General features: G+C 50.8%; 24 protein-coding genes. 2 read left to right on the top strand and 22 right to left on the bottom strand.

Features of this window, described 5'->3' with window-relative positions; genetic code table 11:
• Positions 1–26: 26 nt before the first annotated feature.
• The 14 genes from WCI03_02380 to WCI03_02315 form a co-directional block, all read right to left on the bottom strand.
• On the bottom strand, positions 27–1727 hold the full coding sequence (locus WCI03_02380) for a thiamine pyrophosphate-binding protein (protein MEI8138696.1): 1701 nt from the start codon (positions 1725–1727) through the stop codon (positions 27–29).
• A 23-nt stretch (positions 1728–1750) separates the two neighbouring features.
• Positions 1751–2806 carry an NAD-dependent epimerase/dehydratase family protein gene (locus WCI03_02375; protein ID MEI8138695.1) on the bottom strand — a complete coding sequence of 352 codons (1056 nt, stop codon included), beginning with the start codon at positions 2804–2806 and terminating at the stop codon, positions 1751–1753.
• Complete coding sequence (gene rfbG / locus WCI03_02370; GenBank protein MEI8138694.1) at positions 2803–4056, bottom strand: CDP-glucose 4,6-dehydratase; 1254 nt, start codon at positions 4054–4056, stop codon at positions 2803–2805. The genes WCI03_02375 and rfbG overlap by 4 nt, the downstream gene beginning before the upstream one ends.
• A gap of 111 nt (positions 4057–4167) precedes the next feature.
• Positions 4168–4530 carry a four helix bundle protein gene (locus WCI03_02365; GenBank protein MEI8138693.1) on the bottom strand — a complete coding sequence of 121 codons (363 nt, stop codon included), beginning with the start codon at positions 4528–4530 and terminating at the stop codon, positions 4168–4170.
• Positions 4531–4590: 60 nt separating this feature from the next.
• A complete protein-coding gene (locus tag WCI03_02360; protein MEI8138692.1) occupies positions 4591–5007 on the bottom strand; it encodes a PIN domain-containing protein in 417 nt (138 codons plus the stop codon).
• The gene (locus WCI03_02355; GenBank protein ID MEI8138691.1) at positions 4997–5236 is read right to left on the bottom strand and encodes a hypothetical protein; all 240 of its coding nucleotides are present in this window, start codon (positions 5234–5236) and stop codon (positions 4997–4999) included. Before WCI03_02355 ends, WCI03_02360 begins: the two co-directional genes overlap by 11 nt.
• A 190-nt stretch (positions 5237–5426) precedes the next feature.
• Entirely contained in the window at positions 5427–6197 is a 771-nt protein-coding gene (rfbF, locus tag WCI03_02350; protein ID MEI8138690.1) for a glucose-1-phosphate cytidylyltransferase, read from the bottom strand.
• Between the two features lie 86 nt (positions 6198–6283).
• Positions 6284–7036, bottom strand: coding sequence for an FAD-dependent oxidoreductase (locus WCI03_02345; GenBank protein MEI8138689.1), 753 nt, complete (start codon positions 7034–7036; stop codon positions 6284–6286).
• Positions 7037–7063: 27 nt separating this feature from the next.
• Positions 7064–7453 (bottom strand): type II toxin-antitoxin system VapC family toxin, encoded by a 390-nt coding sequence (locus WCI03_02340; protein MEI8138688.1) that lies wholly within the window; start codon positions 7451–7453, stop codon positions 7064–7066.
• Positions 7450–7701: a hypothetical protein gene (locus WCI03_02335; protein MEI8138687.1), complete on the bottom strand. Its 252-nt coding sequence runs from the start codon at positions 7699–7701 to the stop codon at positions 7450–7452. The genes WCI03_02340 and WCI03_02335 overlap by 4 nt, the downstream gene beginning before the upstream one ends.
• 31 nt (positions 7702–7732) lie before the next feature.
• Positions 7733–9043 carry a lipopolysaccharide biosynthesis protein RfbH gene (gene rfbH / locus WCI03_02330; protein ID MEI8138686.1) on the bottom strand — a complete coding sequence of 437 codons (1311 nt, stop codon included), beginning with the start codon at positions 9041–9043 and terminating at the stop codon, positions 7733–7735.
• 45 nt (positions 9044–9088) lie between these two features.
• Complete coding sequence (locus WCI03_02325) at positions 9089–11101, bottom strand: glycosyltransferase (protein MEI8138685.1); 2013 nt, start codon at positions 11099–11101, stop codon at positions 9089–9091.
• A gap of 87 nt (positions 11102–11188) precedes the next feature.
• Complete coding sequence (locus WCI03_02320; GenBank protein ID MEI8138684.1) at positions 11189–12256, bottom strand: glycosyltransferase; 1068 nt, start codon at positions 12254–12256, stop codon at positions 11189–11191.
• A gap of 49 nt (positions 12257–12305) precedes the next feature.
• Entirely contained in the window at positions 12306–13460 is a 1155-nt protein-coding gene (locus WCI03_02315) for a radical SAM protein (protein MEI8138683.1), read from the bottom strand.
• A gap of 145 nt (positions 13461–13605) precedes the next feature.
• Here WCI03_02315 and WCI03_02310 point away from each other — a divergent pair, with 145 nt between their 5' ends.
• Positions 13606–14610 (top strand): radical SAM/SPASM domain-containing protein, encoded by a 1005-nt coding sequence (locus WCI03_02310; protein MEI8138682.1) that lies wholly within the window; start codon positions 13606–13608, stop codon positions 14608–14610.
• A gap of 58 nt (positions 14611–14668) precedes the next feature.
• On the opposite strand, the gene WCI03_02305 is transcribed toward WCI03_02310, so the two are convergent.
• The gene (locus tag WCI03_02305; GenBank protein MEI8138681.1) at positions 14669–16615 is read right to left on the bottom strand and encodes a phosphoenolpyruvate carboxykinase (GTP); all 1947 of its coding nucleotides are present in this window, start codon (positions 16613–16615) and stop codon (positions 14669–14671) included.
• Positions 16616–16816: 201 nt separating this feature from the next.
• On the opposite strand from WCI03_02305, the gene WCI03_02300 reads away from it, so the two are divergent.
• A complete protein-coding gene (locus WCI03_02300) occupies positions 16817–17053 on the top strand; it encodes a hypothetical protein (GenBank protein MEI8138680.1) in 237 nt (78 codons plus the stop codon).
• 2 nt (positions 17054–17055) lie between these two features.
• Here the strand turns inward: WCI03_02300 and clpB are convergent, their stop codons facing one another.
• The 7 genes from clpB to gdhA all read right to left on the bottom strand — a co-directional run bounded on the left by clpB (position 17056) and on the right by gdhA (position 25134).
• Entirely contained in the window at positions 17056–19665 is a 2610-nt protein-coding gene (clpB, locus tag WCI03_02295; protein ID MEI8138679.1) for an ATP-dependent chaperone ClpB, read from the bottom strand.
• Positions 19666–20018: 353 nt separating this feature from the next.
• Positions 20019–20411 carry a hypothetical protein gene (locus WCI03_02290; protein ID MEI8138678.1) on the bottom strand — a complete coding sequence of 131 codons (393 nt, stop codon included), beginning with the start codon at positions 20409–20411 and terminating at the stop codon, positions 20019–20021.
• A gap of 19 nt (positions 20412–20430) precedes the next feature.
• The gene (locus WCI03_02285; protein MEI8138677.1) at positions 20431–21372 is read right to left on the bottom strand and encodes an adenylyltransferase/cytidyltransferase family protein; all 942 of its coding nucleotides are present in this window, start codon (positions 21370–21372) and stop codon (positions 20431–20433) included.
• 6 nt (positions 21373–21378) lie between these two features.
• Positions 21379–22170: a uracil-DNA glycosylase gene (locus WCI03_02280; GenBank protein ID MEI8138676.1), complete on the bottom strand. Its 792-nt coding sequence runs from the start codon at positions 22168–22170 to the stop codon at positions 21379–21381.
• Between the two features lie 5 nt (positions 22171–22175).
• The gene (locus tag WCI03_02275) at positions 22176–22991 is read right to left on the bottom strand and encodes a CDP-alcohol phosphatidyltransferase family protein (GenBank protein ID MEI8138675.1); all 816 of its coding nucleotides are present in this window, start codon (positions 22989–22991) and stop codon (positions 22176–22178) included.
• Between the two features lie 8 nt (positions 22992–22999).
• A complete protein-coding gene (locus WCI03_02270; GenBank protein ID MEI8138674.1) occupies positions 23000–23662 on the bottom strand; it encodes a phosphatidylserine decarboxylase in 663 nt (220 codons plus the stop codon).
• Positions 23663–23793: 131 nt separating this feature from the next.
• Positions 23794–25134: an NADP-specific glutamate dehydrogenase gene (gdhA, locus tag WCI03_02265; protein ID MEI8138673.1), complete on the bottom strand. Its 1341-nt coding sequence runs from the start codon at positions 25132–25134 to the stop codon at positions 23794–23796.
• Positions 25135–25210: the final 76 nt, after the last annotated feature.

Here is a 25210-nt window from a genome sequence, read left to right as displayed (position 1 = left end):
TTATGAATGATATTACCAGTCTTTTTTTATCTCGAAGGCTCCATTTTCGTCATTGAGCTACCAAACCTCATTTTAGGGGAAACATTGGTGTGAATATCGACCGATACTTCCAGTAAAAAAGGTTGAACGGGATTTTCCCAAAGTTTTTCCAATCCCTCTCCAATCTCCTCTGGTCTGTTGATGGAGCAGGACTCAATACCATAGGCCAAAGCTATTTTAGAAAAATTGGGTGCCGTGTATCCCCAAACTGTTGATTGATAACAGCTGCCAAAGTAACTGTCCTGAAATTGGCGGATCATGCCGAGGCAGTGGTTATTGAGAATTACAATTTTAATTGGAAGATTGTTCCTCCGAATGGTTTGTAATTCCTGAACATTGATCTGAAACCCGCCATCACCAGCAATCGCTACTACAGGCGCATTACCCAGGGTGATAGAGGCTCCAATAGCGGCAGGTAACGCATACCCCATTGCCCCCATGCCTCCCGAGGTCAGAAACATCTGATTATTGACCAACTCCAAAGACTGGGCGCACCACATCTGGTTATTGCCAACATCTGCAGTAAATACTCTGGCCTCATGTGAGGCGTGCGAAAGTTTATGGATGAAAGTATTGGGATTAATGCCTGTTATCCCTTTGAGCTCGCTCGTATCCAGGCAGGTTTGCCTTTTTTCTTCGATCGCCCGTATCCATTCCCGGGGAGCGTTGTAAGAACAATCACAGTTTTCGATTCGCGAAAAGAATTCAGACAGATCACTTTTTAATGTGATACACTCAGTAACCCGATTATTCAATTCAGCCTCATCGATGTCGACATGGTAAATAGCTTTGTCTCTCCGAAAGGAATCGATATCAGAGCCTGTCTGCCGCAGGTCTAGTCGACTGCCCAACACAAGGAGCAAATCGCAACTACCTAATGCGTAATTAGCCCAGCGATTACCATAGGTACCAATAAACCCTATCCGCTCGGAATGTTGATAGGGCAATACATCAAAACCCAACAGGGATGTAACCACGGGGATGTGGCATTTATTCATAAATTCCAAAAAGCGCCCTTCCGATCCGGATGCCCGGAGCCCCCTACCCACCAGAATCAATGGACGCTTGCTACTTTTCAAAGCCATAAGATAGCGCTGAAAGTAAGCTTCGTGCCCCGTTGAGTTTGTAGCCACTGCCGGAAGATCCGAGTCAGTAACCGAAAAAGCTTCCACTTCTTCATTCTGAATATTCATTGGAATATCAATAAGAACTGGCCCCGGTCTGCCTGACAGTGTGATTTTATAGGCTTCTTCAAATACTCGAGGAATCTCTTTGGCTGTTTTTATCACATAAGTTGTTTTGGTAATTGGCTTTGCCATACTCACGATGTCAGTTTCCTGAAAACCTATTTGCCGCGTAGCGCGCTCGCCTTTTTGCTCGTTTAAATTTACTTGGCCTGTAATAAAAATGGCTGGCACTGAATCAAAAAAACAATTACCAATTCCGGTCAGAAGATTTGTTGCGCCGGGACCACTGGTAGCGAGCGCGACCCCCGGCTTATTTGCAATTCGCCCATATGCATCGGCAGCCATTGCGGCGGCCTGTTCGTGGTGCATACTCACAATCTTGATGTAACCGTCGCGATGAAAAGCATCAATGATGCATGTAATCATGCCACCCTGTAATTCAAACACGGTATCAATATTTTTCTTTTTCAGAAACTGTGCGATAAAAGTTGAAACTTTCATTATTCTGCCTTTTTGATCCGAGTTTATTGTCTAGAGGAGACATGATGCTGGAGAGTCCGTCGAATTGCCTCTTCCAGATCGACCCTGACGGTTAAACCTAAATCAACTTTCGCGCGCGTAACATCAGGGATATAACGCTCAGAAGGCGATTTTAAATTTGCTTTACTCTGGATCATAACGGGCCCCGCCTGGGCGCAATCAGCCACGATCGCGGCAATCTCACCAATGGAGAAAGCACGGCCGGATCCGACATTATATGCCGTCCCGGCATTCCCTCTTAATAATATAGTCCACAGCCATATCGCCAAGTCAGCGGCATAAAGATAAGAGCGCAAAGGTGTTCCGTCTCCTTTAACCTTAATAGTCTCACCGTTTAGGGCGTCCTGAATAAAATTTCCGATGGCAAAATGAGCCCCCATCGGCATTCCGGGTCCCACAAACGCGAAGCATCTGGCTATCTTTGATTCCAAGCCGAATTGCTTGGCATACAATGCGCACAATAGCTCCGCGGCACGCTTACCCTCCCCATACGCCGAACCAGGATCAAGGGGGTCAGGGGCACCTTGATAATCTTCAGGAATATGCAGCAATTGCGGGGGTTGCCTCCCATACACGGCGCCCGAACTTGTATACAGCACTTTCTTTGCACCACTCTGAACCGCAAAATCCAACACACGCCGGGTCCCCTCGACAATCGTATCTAGCATCAACAGGGGAGTTTCGGCATTCATTTTGGCGCTGGCATCTGTCGCCGCATGGAGCACGTGGCTAAAGCATCCATCAGGGAAAATAAAATCTCTGACATCCCCGCGGTGAAGCCTGATCGCCGGGTGAAAAGCAAGATGTGGCGATTTTTCTGCAAAGACATCTGGATGGCGAGTCAATACGGTTACCTCGACATTCAGCAAAAACGCATCATTGGCAGTGAGCAAACTTTCCAGTAACCAGCCGCCAAAAAAACCCGTGCCCCCAGTCATGAAAATACGCTGCCCACGGAATTCCTCCCAAAGCCCTTCCGTATGAGCCAAAATATGATCGAGGTCTTCTTGCAGAATATTGGACATGGTTATTAACGTCATCCACGAATACAAGCCCAGTACATCCGAATCTGCTTCTCCACCATGCTACGCACGGCACCCTCACCCTCCTGATGAACAGTCTTGTACCATAATGCTGTCATGCCGATGGTCTGTTCAAAAGCCCACCGTCCTTCCCATTGCAGCAAATGGAACGCTTTGTCCGCAGCCAGATTGAGCATGCCGGCTTCATGTGGTGCCTTGTGATCTGATCGATCCTCCCACCGGCCCGGCCAGCACTTAAGGATTTCATCGACAAGTTCCCCAACAGTCCGATTTGAGGTCAGCGAAGGACCAAAGTTGAAGGCTGAAGCGTAAGACGTGAGGTGTGAGGTGTGAGGAGTAAGACGTGAGGCGTTAGATGTTAGATGTGAAATGTGAGATGTAAGGGCTCCGTGGAGCTTCATGCCTAGGAGGAGATACCCGCTTAGTGGTTCGAGGACGTGCTGCCAGGGGCGGGTGGCATGGGGGTTCCGCACGGCAATGACATCCCCTTTAGCTAACGCTCTCATGCAGTCCGGAACGATCCGATCCTGCGCCCAATCTCCTCCCCCAATCACGTTCCCCGCTCGGGCGGAAGCGACAGCAACCAGAGGAGGTGAAACGTGAGAGGTGAGACGTGAGGCGTGAGGAGTGAGGGGTGAGGCGGCAGATGTGAGGGGTGAAGCGTGAGATGTGAGGGGTGAGATGTGAGGGGTGAGATGGTTTGCGATTTTCGCCGGGTTGAAGAAGGAGTTCCGGTAGGATTGGATCACTAGTTCGGCGCAGGCCTTACTCGAACTGTACGGGTCATATCCACCGAGGGGATCACTCTCCCGGTAGGCGTGCAACCATTCCTTATTCTCATACACCTTGTCGGTGGTAATCATGACCGCCGCACAGGGCCAGTCGGCATCCCGCAGGGCATCCAATACATGCGCCGTCCCCATCACATTGGTTTCATAGGTCTCTAACGGTTGAGCATAAGAAAGACGCACTAGCGGTTGGGCCGCCAGATGAAAAATCAGATCCGGCCTGACCTCATGAATGACCCGACGCACCAACGAGCGATCACGAATATCCCCTATCCTGTGATCACAGCGTCCGGCAAGCCCCAACTGGTCAAATAAAGCCGGCTCCGTCATCGGCGGCAAGGCGAACCCCGTCACCTTGGCCCCCATCATCAGCAGCCACTCGGTCAGCCAGGAGCCCTTGAAGCCAGTATGGCCTGTTATGAGCACCCTTTTGTCTTTGTAGAAATCGTTAAAATTCATGTTAGACGTGAGGGGTGAGATGTTAAACGTAAGAGGTTAAATGTTAGAGGTTAGAGGTTAAATGTAAGAGGTTAAATGTAAGAGGTTAAATGTAAGATGTAAGACGAAAAATTAAAGGCGTGAACGCAGGTTTCGTAATAAGCCCGCCAGTTTTGCTGAGATTGATTCCATATCAATGTCTATTTTATTTTTCTGTATGACTGTAATATATCCAAGTTTCACAGCAATCTCAAGCTGGGTATCCAACTCAGTCAAGGATCCATTAGCAATCTTGAAGAACTGAATGAATTCTTTTGTAGCTCCACGTCCCGCTCCTTCTGCAATGTTAGAGGGAACTGACACACCCGCACGGCGCATCTGACTCGTCAATCCATAGTCTTCTGTCTTCGGTAAACTTGCGGTGAGGCGGTAAATACTGACAGATAATTCCACCGATTCCTTCCAAACGTCTAGCGATTTATGCCCCCTTTGCATTATTTTTACCCCTACATTTTACGCTTCACATCTCACATCTCACGTCTTGCGTCTTACGGCTCACATCTCCAATAATGGCTCGAAACCGGCCTGCCGAAAGTGAGCGTCGGTGGTGAGCGCTCGATGTAAGCCTTCACTTTTCATAGCGCAAAAACTGACGCAGTCGGTAAATGAATAATCCTTGTCCTTGTGCTGCAGAAAATAGTCACGGGCTCTTGCAAAGTCAGCAGCATCTGTCCACAAGGTTCGACAGGCGTGCGATACGGTAAGATCACCAAAAAACAGATCCAGCAGATGCGCAAGCCCCCTCGCCTTTAGCAGGGTGGCAGTCTCGTCCAGGACATAATCAGTTGTTACAAAACGGACGCGGGCTCCAGCCGCTTTCTTGAGGAGTGCCGCAGCCTTTACATGCTGCGGGTCTTTAGCTGCCAGCAAGGCATAGAAACCACTCGTATCAACAAAAATATCAGTTTTCATAGAGGAGCGTATCTATCTCCCGGTTCGAAAGAGACTTCGCGGCTCCATCCGCATGCTCGGCCAAGCGATAGAATGGGTCTTCACCACAACTAAGTTCTGGATGAACACAAGGTTCCAGATGGAATAAGGGTTTACCCCGATAGGTCAAAAGCATCCGCTCTCCCGCTAGTGCCCCCTTAATTACCCGCTCTGAGTGGCGCCTAAATTCAAGCATACTAATGGTTTTCATCGCAGCCTCATTCCAGTGAAGATAAACTTCATGTTCAACTTAAGTAATACCGAGACGTCATCATGTCGTCAAACATATAATATTCAACGCTACAACCGAATGGCGCTGACTTAAGGCATTTTCCGCACAACCCGCCCCTCACCACGTTGCACCTCTCACATCTCACGTTTCACGTCTTACTCCTCACGTCTTACCAACTTTTCCATGGCGCCTTTCCTTCCTGCCATAGACTCTCAAGAAGACGCACATCGCGCAAAGTATCCATGCACTGCCAGAAACCTTCATGCCGATAGGAATTTAACTGACCCGCAACAGCTAACCGCTCCATAGGATCACGCTCCCACAATGAATCGTCGTCCTCTATGTAATCCAATACCTCCGGTTGCAGCACGAAGAACCCACCATTGATCCAGCCTTCCCCCGCCTGCGGCTTCTCCTCAAAACGGGTGACTAAATCTCCATCAAACACCATGCTGCCAAAACGGGCAGGAGGCCGTACTGCCGTTAATGTAGCCAATTTTCCGCTTTTCTTGTGAGCTTCAATGACTTTACCGACATTGAGATTCGTCACCCCATCGCCGTAGGTCGCAAGAAAGGGCTCATTCCCAATAAACTTCCCGGCCTGCTTGAGTCGACCACCCGTCTGCGTGGTTAGCCCCGTATCCAAAAGGTGGACCGTCCAGTCATCATCGCTATCCGCCTGATGGACCTCAATATGACCGCGATGCATTTCGACCGTCAAACTCCGGGAATGGTATCGATAATTTACGAAGAAATCTTTAATCACATCCCCTTTATATCCAAGGGCCAGCACAAACTCCTTGATTCCGTGTGCCGCATAGATCTTCATAATGTGCCAAAGTACTGGCATCCCACCAATTTCAATCATCGGCTTGGGCTTCAGAGTCGTCTCCTCCGACAAACGAGTCCCTAATCCCCCACAAAGTATAACTGCTTTCATGGCTCTCCCATTATCTATTTTATATATCCATGTCGACATTTTACGTTTCACATTTCACGTCTTACGTCTCACGTCTTACCGCTTCTTCACTCCCAAGCATCAACTCTGATACTGGCCTCCGGCACACCTTGATGAACTAGTTCTTTACTAAGCGCAGACACCATGGGCGGAGGACCAGCTAAATAATATATGGCAGATTCACTCATGGAACAATCCTTGAGAACATCGAGGTGTATGCGACCAGGTTTCATCCTCTCTATCGCTATGCCGCTGGGGACAGCGGCTACTACACCCGAGGCCTCAGCAACAACTGACTTAACAGCGCTTGTCTCCTCCACAAAATAAAACACTTGTAAGTTCGTTCCTTGCGCGCGCTTCTTCTCTGTCAACCTCTGTCCAAGTAACAGCTCAGGGCGGCGGGCGCCATATAGCAAGACAACCTTATGGGGATGATCTGGAGACAGCCCCTCAATAAACGCTTGAAACGCCGTAATCCCAGTTCCACCGGCAATCAGAACTGAATCACTCCCGCCATCAACCACAAACTCACCATACGGGAGTTTGACCCACACGTCCTTACCAACACATAACTCCTTTTCCATACGGGAGGTATATTGTCCTTTGACTGAATAGATAATAGTGAGTTTGCTACGATCCACGGGCGAAGAAGCTATTGAGAAGACCCTTGACTCTGGCCAGAATCCGGTGGGATCGTATTCATCCACGGCAAGGTGAAGGAACTGCCCCGGGCGGAATACTTGTACTGGCCGGTCGGGTTTCAAGTCAACAGTGTAAACATGGTCACCATGATCAATGACCCGCTCAACCTGGCAACGCATTTTACGAGGAGTAGGCATAATAGTGTTTTACAGGATCAATCTCGGAATCTGCGGGAGGTTGTCGAAATGACTATCCCGCGAATAGAGCTGAAGATCGTGCTGGAGCACCAGCGCAGCAATCCACATATCATTGGTCGGGATTGGCGTTCCTTGAGCACGAAGCTGGGCGAATACTCTCGCATAATGATGCGTTGTCGCCTCATCCGGCAAAAGAATTCTAACGCGTGGCCGATTAAGAAATTGAATTAGAATCCGCTCATTCTTCTTCGCCACAGTGCCGCATAAAAAGCCAGCCCTCAATTCCGCAAGGACTACATAAGGAATATGGATCTCAACAGCCTGAGCAAAGTGCTCAACAGCAGAACTCAGTCCCTCACAAAAAGCCCGGTAAACATTGGTGTCAATCGCAATTCTCATTGCCACATCGCCTTATCAACCTTATCCATGTCAGCCATCGCCCTATCAAATTCCGGATCTTTCACCCATGAGCCTGCCAGGTCATCAAGATCATTAAATCGAATCGGCTCCGTCCCTAAATTTAGCCCTCGCGCCAAAACTTGAAGTAAAATCGCATTCATTGATTGATGCGAAACCTTTGCCTCTTGCCGCACCACCGCATCAAAGCGTGCGGGTATTCCCCTGATTGTATACTGCATCGTTTTCATGTAGGCATTGTAGGCGAAACATGAATACACATCAATTAATAAACTTTTTAACCATATCGGCCATGTACTTCATATGATCCACGGTAAGCCCCGGATACACACCGATGAAAAAAGTATTTGTTGTAATCATATCCGTGTTGTTTAAATCCCCGACGACGCGATGTGGGATATTGGCAAACGCCGGATGTCGCAACAAATTACCGCTAAACAGGTTACGCGTTTCTATCTTCTTGCTTTCAAGATATTGCGTCAACTCGTTACGAGTGAATCCAGCATCCGGCCGCACCGTAATCGGGAAAGCGAACCAGGAGGGATCCGAGTTCGGTGTTGCCTTGGGAAGCAACAACCGATCTTCAAACGGCTTTAACAATACTGAGAGTGTGGCAAAATTCGCTTTCCGCCGGATTACAAAGTCATCCAGCTTCCCGAGCTGGGCACAGCCAATCGCTGCCTGCATATCAGTCACCTTCAAATTGTATCCGATATGACTGTAAACATACTTGTGGTCATAGCCCAGTGGAAGCGTCCCGAATTGCTGACTGAACCGCTTCCCACAGGTATTGTTCTCTCCTCCTGAACAGTAACAGTCGCGCCCCCAGTCACGATAAGAACAGGCAATACGGGCCAATTCATCGTCATTGGTAACCACACATCCACCCTCACCCATCGTAATGTGATGCGCAGGATAGAACGAATGCGAGGCAATGTGGCCAAATGAACCGGTCCATTGATTGCGATACAACGAGCCCAGAGCATCACAATTATCCTCAACCACCCACAAATCATGTTTCTTTGCCAGTGCCATCACCACATCAAGATCAAATGGAACCCCCAATGTGTGTGCCATCATTATAGCCCGCGTTTTCGACCCGATCGCCTCGGCAATACGCTCCGGAATTGCCGTGTAATCGCCCAAATTAACATCAATGAAAACAGGAATTAGCTGATTCTGTAAAATGGGCGCCAAAGTTGTGGGGAACCCCGCCGCAACCGTAATCACCTCATCACCGGGCTTGAGGCGCCGATGACCCAGTTTTGGAGACGTCAAGGTGGTAAGTGCAATCAGGTTCGCAGAGGATCCAGAATTGACCAACAACGCATTCGACACCCCAAGCTTCTCGGCGAAGTTCGCCTCGAACTCCTCAGAATACCGACCTGCGGTGAGAAAAAAATCAAGGCTTGAGTCCACAAGCTTGCACATCTCATCACCATCAAATACGCGCCCGGCATAATGGACAAGATCTTGTCCGGGCGTAAAGGGCGCCTTCTTTTGAAACTTCTCGGCATGATACGCTTCAACTAATTTCAAGATCTCTGCGCGCAGCTCATTCGGATTTGCCATAATTTTATCTTTCCTCAAATTTACCGAGTATTGCCCCCTCTCCTTTCAGGGGAGAGGGTTGGGGTGAGGGTGTTCACTACCCCGCAAATACGCCAAACAACCCAACAATGCAGCCACTGACGCCGCGGCCAGCACCGCGACCACCTGTAAAAGTGTTTCATGCCAGTATGCCACACCAAACAAATATCCCGCCGCACAAATGAACAGTGGAATCATAATCCTGAACCGCCGCTGAGCCAGTTCATAATTCAGCAGTACCATGACCATGGTCAACGGGGTCAGCGCCAGAACCATCCCCCTCAGGATTTCAATCTGTCCGGGCTGCGCCTCTTTCACCAAAATCTTGAGGATAAAACCAGGGAACGCCAGAAAGACCAGGCCCATGGACGCCACAATCAGGCCCGTCACTACCATGGCCTTGTATAAAGTCCTGGTCGTTGCCTGTGATGACTCTCCCCCGGAGGTTACTTTTGGGAACATGGCTGAACAGACCGGGCCTGGCAGAAAAAAGACCATTCTCGCCACCATAGCCGCTTTTGAAAAAACGCCCGCCTGCTCCGGTGAGAAATAATACTTAACCAGAAGCAGGTCAGCACCAGACAAGACCCCGTAGGCTGTAAATGCCGCCATGTAGCCGCCCATGTAGGCATAAATCCCTGTCGGCCGCGCCAGAGATACACTTGCCCGTCCCAGTAAAGCGCCACATATCACAAGGGAAAGCGCCACAGACACCAACAACCCCACCACATGCGCGGTCAAACCTCCAACAGCACCCAGCCCCATCAGCGCTAGGACAAGTCCCGCGATCAACCTCAGTACTGCAGCTCCATTTCCAATCAGGGCACCCCACTTAAAGGCCTGCATCCCAGACAATACACCACCAGGAATGGCCCCCAATAGCCCCACAACGACGGCGCCAATCGCCAGATAGATCGGCACCGGCGAATCAATCTTAAAGGCGGCCATCAGCTCCTGCCGGGCCAAGAGCGCCACCATTATCAGAAGCAGAGCGGGTATCAATAAATCCCGCGTCAAGGCGGCCATCATGGCCTTGATTTTATCCCGCTCATTCCCGGCCATAAACAGTGCCGTAAAATGCGTCACCCCGCCACCTAAGGACGCCAGCGGCATCCCGAGCATCATGAGCGCGCCGAGAATGGCGGACAGCACGCCATATTCAGTATTCCCCAGCATCCGCGCCATGGTGACTTGAAATAAAAGATTACAGATATTACTAAACTGGGCGCCAATGAATAGAACTAGACTATGCGTCAAAAGATGGTCACGTACCATGCCCACGGGATGAATCCAAGGCCCAAGTACCCGATCATAAAAGTCCACAACCCATTTAAATGGCGAATAGATCAAACGTAAGCGGATCAGCGCCATCATCATTTCCTGCGAGGCACTCCCCACATGAACCTTGGAGCCTTCAACATCGTGCCAGGTCGTGGGAATCTCCCTGATCTTGAAGCCCGCCCGGCGGAGTTGGAACAGCAGATCTACATCAAACGCCCATTGAGTGATGCCCAGACGTGACAATATGGTCTGAACGGCTTCACGCCGCATCAATTTGGCCCCGCATTGGGTATCGGTCAGCCGTAGGCCAAACAACGCGCGGGTCATTAAATTAAAAATCCGGGAGACCACCCGCCGATCCAACGGTTGACGCGGACTGACTTGGGCCCCTTTGGCCCAGCGGGAGGCGATGATCGCACCCGACTCCCCGATATTGTCCACCAGATCTTGAAAGGCTTGCGGCGGCGTGGCGCCATCGGCATCTACAAAGCCGATTAACTCACCACGGGCCTCGCTAAACCCCACCATCAAGGCCCCACCTTTCCCAATGGGCTTGGGTTCAATGATGGCCTTCAGGCCGGGGAAACGACTGGCAAAGGAAGCGACAATCTGGTCGGTTCGATCTGTGGACCCATTCACTACCACCAGAAATTCTACCTCATTCTGGTATCGCGAAGTAAAGTAGGGCAGATAGGCCTCCAGCATGGGACCGATCCTGTTTTCTTCATTATGAGCCGGAATTACTATCGAAAGCCGCATAAGCTCCATGATGCCAGAAACTCTAAACTAGAAACAACCGCTAATTTAGGGCATTAACTTATCTAAAATGGAGTAAACCCGGGAGATTTATCTCTGAATCCGTCTGTTAATCTCTGCCACCATGGATCCGACAATGAGAGGCCAATGAAGGTGTTTTCGAGTGTATTCCTGGGCTGTGCGTTCGCGCCCGTCGCCGCCGTTTCGCAGGACAGATACGATCATGGCGGCGAAGGAATCTATCCGGGAATCCGACTGATATGTCAGGTGGTCGTAATCTTTGAATTCAGCAAAGTCGTTGCACACCACCTTTACTCCGGCGGCAAAGTACTCGCGGAGTTTCAGAGAGCATCGATATTTGTTTACCAGACGCTCGGAAAAGTAGACTAAGGCCACATCTGCCACGGCAAAGTACGAAGGGACTTCGTTATGGCGAACCTCCCCGATGAAGTGAAGATGCTGGGAGAGTTCATATTGTTTAGCCATTTGCTCGAAATGTTGCCGAAGAGGCCCGCCACCTACAATGAGCAGTGTGGCATCCGGTATATCGCACAGCACTTTTCGCCATGTTTGCATCACAGGCTCAAGATCGCTGGCAACGTTGAGATGGGCGGTATAGACGGCCACCGGCTTTCCATCCAGGGCGTAGCGACTCCGAATGGCCGCTATTTGGCCTTTATCTGCATTGCCGTTAAACAAAGTGCAGTCAACGCCTTGTTCGACTCGAAATATTCGCTCAGGCCGTACCCCCCGCTCATCCACCAGAAAGTTGCGCAGATTGTTATTATGGTAACTGACCATACTGTAGAAGCGCGGAAACGGTTTCTGTATAATCTCTAACAACTTACTCATCCATCCCGTCAGATAAGCATGACAAAGATCGTCCACATCAAGCCATGTGGGAATGCCTCGAAGTTTGGCGATCAGAAGGGGCAAAGTAACATTTAAATGCGGCTTAAACCCCCCGGCCAAATCGGCACGGCATGTTAAGGCGATCCAGCAGTTAGGAAAGATGGTCACAAAAAGCTCCATGAGGGAACCTGGCGAGCGGTGAGGCTTGGAAACGATTACCTCTATGCCCTGTTCGCGCATAATGCGTACACATGCCTGATAGCGCAAATTTGTCGAACAGGAAGAAAAACACATGACTCTTTTCATGGCGACCTTTTTATGTGGTGATGGATTGCTTGGCAATGGTTTCCCTGAATCAATGCAGAAACCGCAAAAACAGTCTCTTTATGGCTTGAGGCGCAACCCGGGTCAGGACGGCGCAAGGAGAATGCTGGAGGCTGTTGCCGACAAAACAGCCATGAATGCAGTCACAGCGATCCACCGCTATCCGAGCACATTCCTTAGCTATGGCGCCTGTGGCCATGGCCTTTTGAAAATCAAAATCTAATGGGTTCAAATCCAAAACCTCATCGCGATGCTCACATGCGCGAAGGCTGCCAGAACCATTTACAACGAGTATCGTGCGTCCGGCAACACAAGGGAAAGGCCAGAGTTTCCCCATAATTCGATCTCGTTTGATTTGCGCCATGGCACGGTTAAGTGAGTACAAAGCGAGATTAGTCAAACTTGCAGGAACATCACCAAGCACGCTCCGTCCCGAGGTACGGTGTTTGCCGGAGTACATCTCGTGCGCCTGGTTCAGGAGCGACAGGTATCTATCCACTATGTTTTTTCGTTCGACAGAACCATGATTTGCGGTTTTCCAATAGGAATCTCTCACGATCTCAAGCGAGTGTTCATCAAGGATGTAACGATCGCGAAAAAACTTAAGCGTCTCAGGTATTTCGTCGACATTTTCAGCAGTCACAACACTGCTAATGCGTAAGCGCAGGTTCGCAAATTGATCCCGCAACGGGGAAAGTTTTTCGATGGTCTTACAAAGATTGGCAAAAGCACCGCTCTTACCGCGCAAACGGTCGTGGGTTTCCTCCATGCCGTCCACGGAGAAACTGATCGTCAGCATGGCGGACTTCTCCTGCTCGAGAAACTTGCGGCAGGTGTCAACCGAGAGGTCGGAGAACCAACCGTTTGTCGGGACATAGATCGCCTGTACGCCGTTGTTACGGCAGAATGCCAGCATGATATCCTCCAGCCTATGCCGCATAAAGGGCTCGCCCCCCGATATCAACAGAGCCCGGAAGGCTGGCATCGTCCGGCTGAGGGTCAGCAGGTTATCTAAAGAAATGTCACGGGACTGGTTCCTGTTTTCCGCATAACAACAAAAACCACAACGCAGATTACACGAGTTAGTGACGAAGAGTATCAGGCTATCGAGATTCCGCTGATCAAAAACTCTCCTAATTTCGGAAAAGATACCCTGATGTTTGCGTGCGACCGTGGTATTGATCATGATTTTTTGATTTAGAAATTTCTTTCTCAGTGGTACATGCATGTGTGTGAATTGTACTGGACATGCGCTGCCGTTCTTTAAAATGCTGTCAGAGCCGAGTCAAAAACGCAAGCATGATTGTATAAACCATTAGAAAAGGAATATCATGGCCACCCCATTGATCAATCGTTACCGATCTGTTCTGGATTACCGACAAAAGCAAGTTCAGACCTCGGGCTTGCCCACGTTACTGCATCTTGAGCCTACCAACTCATGCAATCTCAGCTGCCCAATGTGTCCCCGGACGAAGGACATGGAACGTAAAGTCGGATTCATGTCTATGTCAGTTGTCGAGAAGATAGCGGCGGAAGCGGAAGGGCATGTTCAGTTTGTTCTCTTGCAAGCTTGGGGGGAGAGCGTCATGCACCCGCAACTCGATAAGATCGTTGCTACCTTCAAGTCGCGCGGAATCAGAACGTTTCTCTCAACAAATGCGACGCTACTAGATGCCAACAGAAGCGACAAATTATTGGACAGCGGCCTGGATTTAATAATATTCAGCCTCGACGCCGTTAACGAGGAGACTTACCGTCAGTTGCGCGTCGGGGGTGATTTCCAGAAAACAGTAAAGAACGTCGAGGAGTTCCTGAAAAAGGTCAGACAACGCCACATTGATATGTTTTGCGTCTGTCAACTGATCTATATGTCGCTTAACAAGCATGAGGCGCTGACGTTCCGCAAGAAGTGGCAAGAGCTCGGGGCGCACGTCTGGCTTAAACCGTTCAATGTCTGGAACGGAGAAAATGAAGATTTCGACAAACTGCACCCGGACTCGGCAAAAAAGGTATATTTCGACAATCTATGCGATTGGCCGTGGCGGACAATGGTTATTCACTGGAACGGCAATGTTGTGCCGTGTTGCAACGATTACGATGGTGATGTGGTGTTTGGAAACGTTCAACAAAACACATTGGCGGAGGTTTGGAACGGCGAAGCGATCCAGAGTTTCAGGAAGGCCCACATTGAAGGCCGACGCAATATTGAGTTCTGCAAGAAATGTTCTTATATATCACTCGGCAGCGGTAAACAACTTGCCTTCGTCTTACTGAATTACCTGACTTCCCTGAAGCTACAGACGAGGTTCGAGAACTACTACAAAAAAACCATCTAACCAAAAAAAGCAGCGCCGGTTTCCCGACGCTGCTTCGACTTTTCTCAAACACAATGACTTAACCCAAACGCTGCTTCAAGCCTTCCAATTCCTGCTTCAAGGCCGCAGGGAGATGGGTGCCGAACTTCTCGTAATTGGTGTTAATGTCAGCTATCTCATTCTTCCAGCCTTCAGGATCGACTGCCAACAACTGCTTGATGTCTTCCGGCGTAATCTTCAGCCCGGACACATCCAAACCATCCTCGGTAGGCAGATACCCAATCGGGGACTTGACCGCCTTCCCAGTGCCATCGATACGCTCGCAGATCCATTTGAGCACGCGGCTGTTGTCGCCGTATCCAGGCCACAACCACTTGCCTTCAGGGCTTTTACGGAACCAGTTGACAAAGAATACCTTGGGCAACTTTTCGCGCTTGGTCTTCTTCGCCATGTCCAGCCAGTGGGCGAAGTAGTCACCCATGTTATAGCCGCAGAACGGCAACATGGCGAACGGATCACGCCGCAGAACCCCGGCTTTGCCGAGCGCCGCCGCAGTGGTCTCCGACCCCGTTGAAGAACCCATGAATACACCATGTTCCCAGGTGAAAGCTTCATTTACCAGAGGGATGGTGGAAGGACGACGCCCACCAAACAGGAACGCCGAGATCGGCACACCGGCCGGATTCTGCCAGTCGGCATCCACCACCGGACACTGTTCCGCAGGCGCTGTGAACCGGGCATTCGGATGCGCCGCCTTGCGACCGCAATCCGGGGTCCAATCCTTACCTTCCCAGTCAATCGCCTTGGCCGGGGCCGGAATGCCCATATCTTCCCACCAGATATCACCCTCGGGCGTCAACGCCACGTTGGTGAAAATCGTATTGGCCTTAATCGTCGTCATCGCATGGGGATTCGACTGGGCCGAGGTGCCCGGCGCCACACCGAAGAAGCCGGATTCCGGGTTCATCGCAAACAGGCGGCCATCTTCACCCACGCGAATCCAGGCGATATCGTCACCCAGACACTTAACCGACCACCCCGGCAAACTCGGCTGCATCATAGCCAGATTGGTCTTGCCGCAGGCACTCGGGAATGCTGCGCTAATGTAATACTTCTTTCCGGCAGGCGAAGTCAGGGCCAGAATCACCATATGTTCGGCCATCCAACCCTCTTTACGGGCAATTGAGGAGGCAATACGCAATGCCAGACACTTTTTACCCAACAAGGCATTGCCACCGTAACCCGACCCGTAGGACATGATCGACTGCTCTTCAGGGAAGTGAACAATATATTTCTTGGCGGGATCTGGCTCGCAGGGCCATGGAAGATCCTGCTGCCCGGGTTGAAGCGGCGCGCCAACCGAGTGCATACACTCAATGAAACTGCCAGTAGCGTCCAACTTATTCAACACGGCGCTTCCCATACGGGTCATGATGCGCATATTGACCACCACATAGGCGGAATCCGTCAGTTCAATTCCGATTTTGGCAATTGGCGAATCCAAGGGACCCATTGAGAAAGGAATCACATACATGGTTCGTCCTTGCATACAACCGGTGTATAAACCAGTCATAAGCTTCTTCATCTCGGCAGGATCCGCCCAATTATTCGTAGGACCGGCATCTTCTTTCGTCTTGGAGCAGATATAGGTGCGATCTTCCACACGTGCCACATCACTGGCATGGGAGCGGGCAAGAAAACAGCCAGGACGCAACTTCTGGTTGAGCGGAGTAAAAGTTCCAGCCTTCACCATCTCCTGGCAAAGCCGGTCATATTCGGCCTGCGACCCGTCGCACCAATAGACATTGGCCGCTTTGGTCAGCTTGGCCATTTCGTTAACCCAGTTGATCAGCTTTTGATTTTTGGTCGGTATAGTCGACATATCTTTTCCTTGTTTTACTGTTTTGAACCTCTCTCGCCACGAAAGAGGATTGGGGTGAGGGCCTTTTGCACTACCCCTCCTGCCGCCCCTAAATTTGGGGGCGGAGTGTAGTAACCTTGGAACAGAAAGACAAGCGAATTTCAGATTCGTTTTTTTTCAATCTAACGCATGTCAGATCCCTCAAGGTGGCGATCGACGTCCCCGGTGAACGCATTTTCTTTCTTGCCGCCAAATGCAACCGCCGGGACGTCGGCTCCACCTCTCTGCCGCTATGAGCAATTCCCTGATACATAATCAGGGTTACCCCGATTGTGCAAATGTTCAAATACATGCACTTTATTCGCCATGAAGACAAAGAATGTTATAATCATGCCGATAGCAGCACTGCTGCTGATCACCAACCAGTCCTTGATGGCGGCAACCTCTTTCGGATCAAGTCAAAGTATTAACGTTGCAGATTCGTTCCGGACAGCACACCCCATGCTGATGATATTCTTCAACATTGGCGGTATTCTCCTTCTCGTCGGAGTCTGTGCCTCGATCTGCTCGGTTTTCTCTAAAGACCCGTGGAATAATAAGTAGAATTATTCCACAAGAATCTCGATCTCGCCCTTCTTTACCCCGACCTTTACCGTTTGACCTCCCTTTATAGTCCCCGCCACGACCAAACGGGCAAGGGGGGTCTCAACTAGCACCTGAATCAGCCGCTTCAAAGGACGCGCCCCATATACCGGGCTATACCCTTCCCTCGCCAACAACTCACGAGCCCCATCGGTCACCTTAAGTTCCATGCGCTGCTCCCCGAGCCGTGTCCGCAATTCGCCCATCTGGAGATCCACAATTCGGCCGATCTCTTCCAACGTTAATGGCTTGAATAACACTACATCGTCCAAACGGTTGAGAAATTCTGGCCGGAAACTCTGCCGCAACTCTTCCATCACATCGAGCCGGGCCGCCTCTTTGATTTGGCCATCAGCCCCAATCCCTTCCAACAAGATCGGCGACCCGATATTACTGGTCATAATAATGATCGAATTTTTAAAGTTTACGGTTCGCCCATGGGAATCCGTTAACCGGCCATCGTCCAGAATCTGTAGCAGAATGTTAAAAACATCATGATGCGCCTTCTCAATTTCATCCAGCAGAATAACCGCATACGGCTTACGACGGACGGCCTCAGTCAGTTGTCCTCCTTCCTCATATCCCACATATCCCGGAGGCGCTCCAACCAGCCGGGAAACCGTATGCTTCTCCATATACTCACTCATATCGATCCGGATCAGATGGTCTTCCGAATCAAAAAGGGTTGTGGCCAGCACCTTCGCCAACTCCGTTTTTCCCACACCTGTTGGCCCCAGAAAGAGGAAAGCCCCTACAGGCCGCTTGGGATTCTTGATCCCCGCCCTCGCCCGCAACACCGCATCTGCCACGACCTGAACGGCCTCATCCTGCCCAATCACATTCTCGTGCAACACGTCACCTAGCTTCAGCAGCTTTTCCCGATCACCCTGAAGCAGTTTAGTTAGCGGAACGCCAGACCATCGGGACACCACTTCGGCAATCTCCTCCTCGGTAACTTCTTCCCGTAACATGGAGCGGCTTTCGGTTGTCCCCGCCGCTGTTTTTTGGAGAGTGCTGAGTTTCTTCTCAAGATCCGGAATCACGCCATGGCGTAATTTCGCCAACCGGTCGAGATCGTATTTACGTTCGGCTTCTTCGCTTTCCCTCCGTGCTTTTTCAAGGTCTTCACGGACAGACTGAACTCCGGCGATAGCGCTTTTCTCATTCGACCACTGAGCCCGCATGGTGTCACAGGCGGTCTTGAGATCCGCCAACTCTTTCCGAAGCACCTTCAAACGCTCCTTACTTCCCTCGTCTTTTTCCTTTTTGAGCGCCGTTTCCTCGATTTCCAGCCGCATCACCTTGCGGGTAATTTCATCCAACTCCGCCGGCATGGAATCGATCTCCGTGCGGATCGAGGCACAAGCCTCATCCATCAGATCAATAGCCTTGTCAGGCAAAAACCGGTCACTGATATAACGATCTGAAAGAACAGCAGATGCCACAAGTGCAGAATCCGTGATCCGCACGCCATGATGCACCTCAAACCGGTCTTTTAGTCCTCGGAGAATCGAAAGCGTATCTTCCACCGATGGCGCCTCTACCAGGATCGGCTGGAAGCGCCTTTCCAAAGCGGCGTCTTTCTCGATATATTTGCGATATTCATCCAGCGTCGTGGCCCCAATACAATGCAACTCACCGCGTGCCAGCATGGGCTTGAGCATATTCCCTGCATCCGACGATCCTTCCGTCTTCCCTGCACCTACAATCGTGTGAAGCTCATCAATAAACAGAATAATCCGGCCTTCAGCCGCCTTGATCTCGGTAAGCACTGCCTTAAGCCGTTCCTCAAACTCGCCCCGATATTTGGCCCCCGCCATCAGGGCTGTCATATCCAGCGCGAAAATGGTGCGATCCTTGAGTCCCTCCGGTACATCGCCTCTCAGAATCCGATGTGCCAAACCCTCCACAATGGCCGTTTTCCCAACCCCGGGTTCACCTATCAAAACGGGGTTATTCTTTGTCTTTCGGGAAAGAATCCGGATCACGCTGCGGATTTCCATATCGCGCCCAATGACCGGATCAAGTTTGTTCTGCTTCGCCATCTCGACCAAATCTATGCCGTATTTCTGCAAGGCTTCATAGGCTCCTTCAGGAGTGGCACTGGTCACCCGCTGGTGACCTCGCACAGCCGTAAGCGCCTCCAGGAACCGGGCACGATCAATCCCCATCTGCGCGAGAATTTTACCCGAGGCCGTCCCCTTGCCCTCGTCCAGAAAGGCCAACAATAAGTGCTCAACCGAGATATATTCATCCTTCAACCGCTTCGCCTCATCCCCAGCTTTCACCAAGAGTTGGTTAAGCCGCTGAGTCACATATACCTTGCCAGCCTCCGTAACGGTGCCTTTCACCTTCGGGAACTTATCCAGCGCCTCCTCCACACGAGCACGTAATTCAGCAGGCCGTACCCCTAGCCGCTCAATTAACTTCGAGGCCAACCCATCCTCCTGCTCCAGCAGACTTAACAGCAAATGCTCACCATCCAACTCCTGGTGGCTGCATCTCACTGCTTTTTCCTGCGCCATCTGCATGGCTTCCTGAGCCTTTTGCGTTAATTTGCTTAAGTCAAACATAGGTCACATCCTGTCCTTTTCCATGATCTCATCGTGCGATATACACAACTAGCTGTTGAAGATAGCAACAGCTGTTCCACTTCATTCAGTCGATGACATTATCTTTATAAGACGTTTATAAAGAATATTTTACAAAATACAATGGGGACAATACCCCACAGCAGATAAGAGACAGAATGGCACGCAGTCTAGACAAGGAATGACATTATGTCATATACGACCTCAATACCCCTCACCTCAATCCTCTCCCTCAAGGGGAGAGGAAGCAGAAAGAAACTCGGTCGATTTTCTAGTCCCTCTCCCCTTGAGGGCTGGGGCTAGGGTGAGGGGTTTATCAATTGAGCGATTCCGCCTCAGGAGTCCAGTGACTTATTCGACTTCGGGGCGGTAATCGTTTTCAGGAGAGCCGTAAAGGCCTTTTCATCACGGATATTCCGGAGGTCACTATCACAACTCATCCATTCATGATCCTGATAGCCCAGTTCCACGGCCCGCCGCAGGGATGCCAGCGCTTCTTCGCGCACATTCAGCAAGGCCAGACTACAGGCAAGATTGTACCAGATGGAGGACTCTTCAGGCATCAGTTTGACAAGGCTCCTGTCAATTCGAAGGCCATCCTCATATCGGCCTGCCCGGGTATAGATATCTCCCAAAGCTAAAAGGACATCCTCATCTTCAGGTAAACGAGCAGCCACCTTCTCGAGGAAATCCATTTCCACAAGATCAGCCTCTTCAATTTCTTTCATCTCGTCCCTCATGTGGATATCATATCAAAATAGTAGCTTTGGCGCCCAGAGCTTTTCTAATGAAGTCGGTCGTGCTAAAACCCTCAACCATCGCCGTGCACACTAAACGCCCACCCCAACTTTCAACCAACTCGCGCTCTGCTCGCACCCGCTCAGGCTCATAGGAACCACCTTTTACATGAATCAGCGGACGGAGTTGCCGGATCTCATCAAGCGGATTGTCCCCGGCAAAAACCAAAACATCATCAACACATCTCAACGCTTTGAGTGCCTCGGCCCTGAACGTCTCAGGGAACACCGGCCGCGTCGCCCCTTTATACCGCGCGACCGAAGCATCACTGTTGATCAATACCGTTAGCCTGTCCCCCAATGCCCGGGCCTCCGCCAGAAAACGCAAATGCCCGATGTGCAAAATGTCGAAACACCCATTCACAGTTACCGACACCGGAGTGACGCTCGATTCCAGGGCTTCCGCACCCCACGCCGGAGGCAGCTTGACGGGGGTTCGATTCTCAGCCATCGCTAAAATGATATCTTCCGTAAAACATCCCCTCTGAGACGCTACCTCAACCACCCGTTCCGCCGAAACGAAAAGAGCTTTTGCATAGGCCTCCGATGCGGTTTGAGTTTTGGCGGTTACCCAGATAAACGGTTTTAAGCCGGCGAAAAAAGCATTCGCCTCCGCCACCGGAAAACTCGTCACAGCCTGTACATGGCGCAGATAAGAGACCATCTCCACACGGGTCTCAAGTTTGTTTTGCGGCCGTCCCGGAGAGCTATGCGCGGCCACCACATCATCAGGCTCCACCACCACAACGATTCGCTTCGCCAGCAAACTCGCCTGCCTCAGAACCTCAAGATTGCCAGGTTGAAAAATATCAAAAGAGCCTGTCACCACAACCACAGATTCATTGGATTGCCGTCGCCAGGCCAACAGCGAGGATGGGGATTTGACTCGCATGGGCTCTTACCGCTTCACCGGGGGCAGAGGACGCCCGAGACGTTTCAATACCGATTGCAAATCCAGCCACGCATCTCTTTTCATCACAGGATTACGAAGCAGATATGACGGATGATACGTTGGTATCAAATCGATCCCTTCAAACTTCAACCATTTGCCGCGGAGTTGACTGATTCCCGTCAGGTTGAGCAAGCCCAGAACCGCCGTTGCCCCCAGTGCCACAATCACCTTCGGCTGAACTTCAGCAATCTGACGCTTCAGATAGGGAATGCAAATAGCCATCTCTTCAGGGGTGGGCGCCCGATTATCCGGTGGCCTGCACTTCAAGATATTGGCAATAAAAACCTCTTCCCTCGTGAATCCCATCGCCGTAATCATCTTGGTGACCAACTGGCCAGCCCGCCCCACAAACGCAAGCCCCTGCTCATCCTCATCAGCACCAGGCGCTTCGCCAATGAACATGATTTCAGGACGCTTAGCATTCCCCTGACCCGGCACAGTCTGGATACGCGTCTTATGCAATGAACATTTTGTACATCCCGCGATTTCTAATGCTATCTTGGCCATGTCATTTTCCATTCTGGCAGTAACCGTTACGCCCCTTCTCTCGACCGTTTTTGAGGCAGGAACTGGGGCTGGAATTGTAAGGGGTGCGGTCTTCTTTTTTGGCGCCTGAGCTTTCGCCACCGAGGCCAAACTGACCTCGATCTTATTAACGCCCTCTGCTTTCAACTCATTCAGGTAAACTGAAGTCTGGTTGATGATTTCTGCTAATTCCTGTCGGGGATCAGGGCACACAGGGGTTATCCATTCCTGTTAGCATCAGACGGCTGCGCTGCTTTTCCTAAAGCCTCACGCCGCGACAACTGCCGCATATAAAACGGCCCAAACGCGATATAGCCGAGTACCATGAGAATCATAAACACAGCAGCCGGAACGGCAATCTTCTGCGGTCCAAACAGTACACACACCATAATCACCATGGGAATGAACAAAGCCGGATGCTTGGTCGGTTTCGGATAACGCACATTTGATACCTGCAAACTGATGAAAATGAGCACTCCGACCAGAAAAAGGCCCGCTACCCAGCCGGAGTTCAAGGAATACTTCTCAAATGGTTCGCTTTGACTGATGAAAACAATCATGGCCACCCACCCCGCGCAGGCCGTAATCGGCAACCCGGTGTAGCCGCCCTGCCCGCGATCGGGATCGTGAGCCTTGAAGCGGGCCAATCGAACCACGCCGGAAAGCACCACTACAGCCGTCATAGCCACCCGCCAGAAAATTCGCTCTGAATCTTGCGGAACCGACCCCGTCAACATCACCACATAAATCAAGACGGCGGGCGCAATGCCAAAAGCGGTCATATCCACATAGGTGTCCAGTTCTGCACCAATTTCAGTACACCCCTTCAGCTTGCGGGCCACATTCCCGTCAATCCCATCCAGAATCATAGCCAGCATGATCAGCAAAGCCGACCACCGATGCATGGCACCCGCCTTCTCCAGCGTTTCGTTCATACTTTCCACAGTGACCAAAATGCTGAAAAAACCACACAACATTGCCAGCAACGTGATGGAGATCGGGATCAATTGACGCCAGGTGATGACTGTCTTCATAACTGTCCTTATTTCTTGAGTTGGGCAACGACTGTCTCACCGGCGCGAACCTTATCGCCCTTTTTAACCAACACATCCACATCATCACGCGGAAAATACATATCGAGTCTCGACCCGAATTTCATCATGCCAATCGCATCCCCCTTCTTAACAATTTGGCCAGGCTCGACCCAGTAAACCACCCGACGCGCGACCGGCCCGACAATCTGTTTGACCAGACAAGTGGTCTTGGCGTTGTGAATCACAATCGAGCTATGCTGATTCAGCTCAGATGACTTTTCCTCAAAAGTGAAAAAGCGGGCACCCGGATAATATTGGGCATGCACAATCGTTCCTTCTATCGGCGCACGGTTCACATGCACATCGATCAAACTCAAGAAAATGCTGATCCGAACCGCCTTAGTTTTGAGAAACTCAGGCTCGTCCACCTCAACGATCGACATGATTTTGCCCTCAGCCCCAGCCATGATATCCTGTGGATCAGGCGAAGGCGTTCTCACGGGATCACGAAAGAACACCAATAAATACCCGATCAGAATTACCGTGACTATCCCGCTGAATACAAACGCTTTACGCCACGACACCCGCGCCAGGCGAAGAACACCGCACAGCAAGGCACCCAACACTATCACCACGATTACGAACGGTATGATTTCTACTCTAAACGCCATAGCTAAACTCCCTTTTGAGGGGTAAATAATGGCCTATAAACAGGGCTAAAGTCAATCTCTCAAAATGTCAGCAAAAAAGAACGGGACGCCTGTTAAGACGTCCCGTTACACTTGCCAGAAAGCCCGGTAGCTTAAACCAGACCTTGGTCAATCATCGCGTCGGCAACTTTAACGAAACCGGCAATATTGGCGCCCAACACGTAGTTGCCAGCATCACCATATTCCTCGGACGCCGCATACGCATTGGCATGAATGGACTTCATAATACCATTCAACTTCTGATCGACTTCCTCACGCGACCAGGATAGCCGCATCGAGTTCTGCGACATTTCAAGACCTGAGGTCGCCACTCCGCCAGCATTGGCCGCTTTGCCCGGGCCAAACATCACTTTGGCTTTCAGGAAGACTTCCACACCATCCGGGTCGGTCGGCATGTTTGCCCCTTCCGCCACCAGCTTGCAGCCATTCTTGACAAGCACCTTCGCGTCATCGCCCGAAACTTCATTTTGCGTCGCCGACGGGAATGCGCAGTCACACTTGATGCTCCACGGGCGCTCTCCATCCTTGTACTGACACCCAAATTTATCAGCATAGTCCTTGATGCGACCTCGCTTGACATTCTTGAGCTCCATAATGAATGCCAGCTTCTCGGCCGTTATGCCTGTGGGATCATAGATGGTGCCGTTGGAGTCAGAAACCGAGACGCACTTGCCACCCAACTGGTTGATTTTCTCGATAGTGTACTGCGCCACGTTACCGGAACCAGACACGGTACAAACCTTCCCCTTCATCGAGTCCCCACGCTTGGCCAGCATTTCCTGGGCGAAATAAACCGCCCCATATCCGGTCGCTTCAGGCCTGATCAACGAGCCGCCCCACTTGAGCCCCTTGCCTGTCAGTACGCCAACGAACTCATTCTTAATACGCTTGTACTGACCGAACATGAACCCAATTTCACGCCCCCCTACGCCTATATCACCAGCTGGGACATCAGTGTCCCCACCCACATGGCGGTACAATTCAGTGATGAACGACTGACAGAAGCGCATGACCTCTGCATCAGACTTACCCTTGGGATCAAAATCCGTACCGCCCTTGCCGCCACCCATGGGGAGCGTGGTCAGTGAGTTTTTGAAGATCTGCTCAAACCCGAGAAACTTAATGATGCCCAGATTGACCGAGGGATGAAAACGCAGGCCGCCTTTATAAGGACCAATCGCGCTGTTGAACTGAACGCGGAAACCACGGTTGACTTGAAAACGACCTTTGTCATCCTGCCACGGCACGCGGAACATAATCACCCGCTCGGGCTCCACTATACGTTCCAGAATCGCATGATCCTGATACTTCTTATGACGTTCCATCACTGGCGAGATGGACTCCATCACTTCTGTAACGGCCTGAATAAATTCTACCTGCTCCGAATTTTTGCGTTTCGTTTGCTCCAAAACTGTCTCTACATACTTATTCATTCATGGTCTCCTATTGTTTATTACGGCATCTACTTGCCGTAATATATTTATTGCGAAAACCGATAGCAAAGCGAAT

The sequence above is a fragment of the bacterium genome, assembly GCA_037143175.1.
Taxonomy (GTDB): Bacteria; Verrucomicrobiota; Kiritimatiellia; order CAIKKV01; family CAITUY01; genus JAABPW01.
The sequence above is the reverse complement of the archived record's forward strand: the minus strand, read 5'-3'. Positions and strand labels throughout refer to the sequence as shown.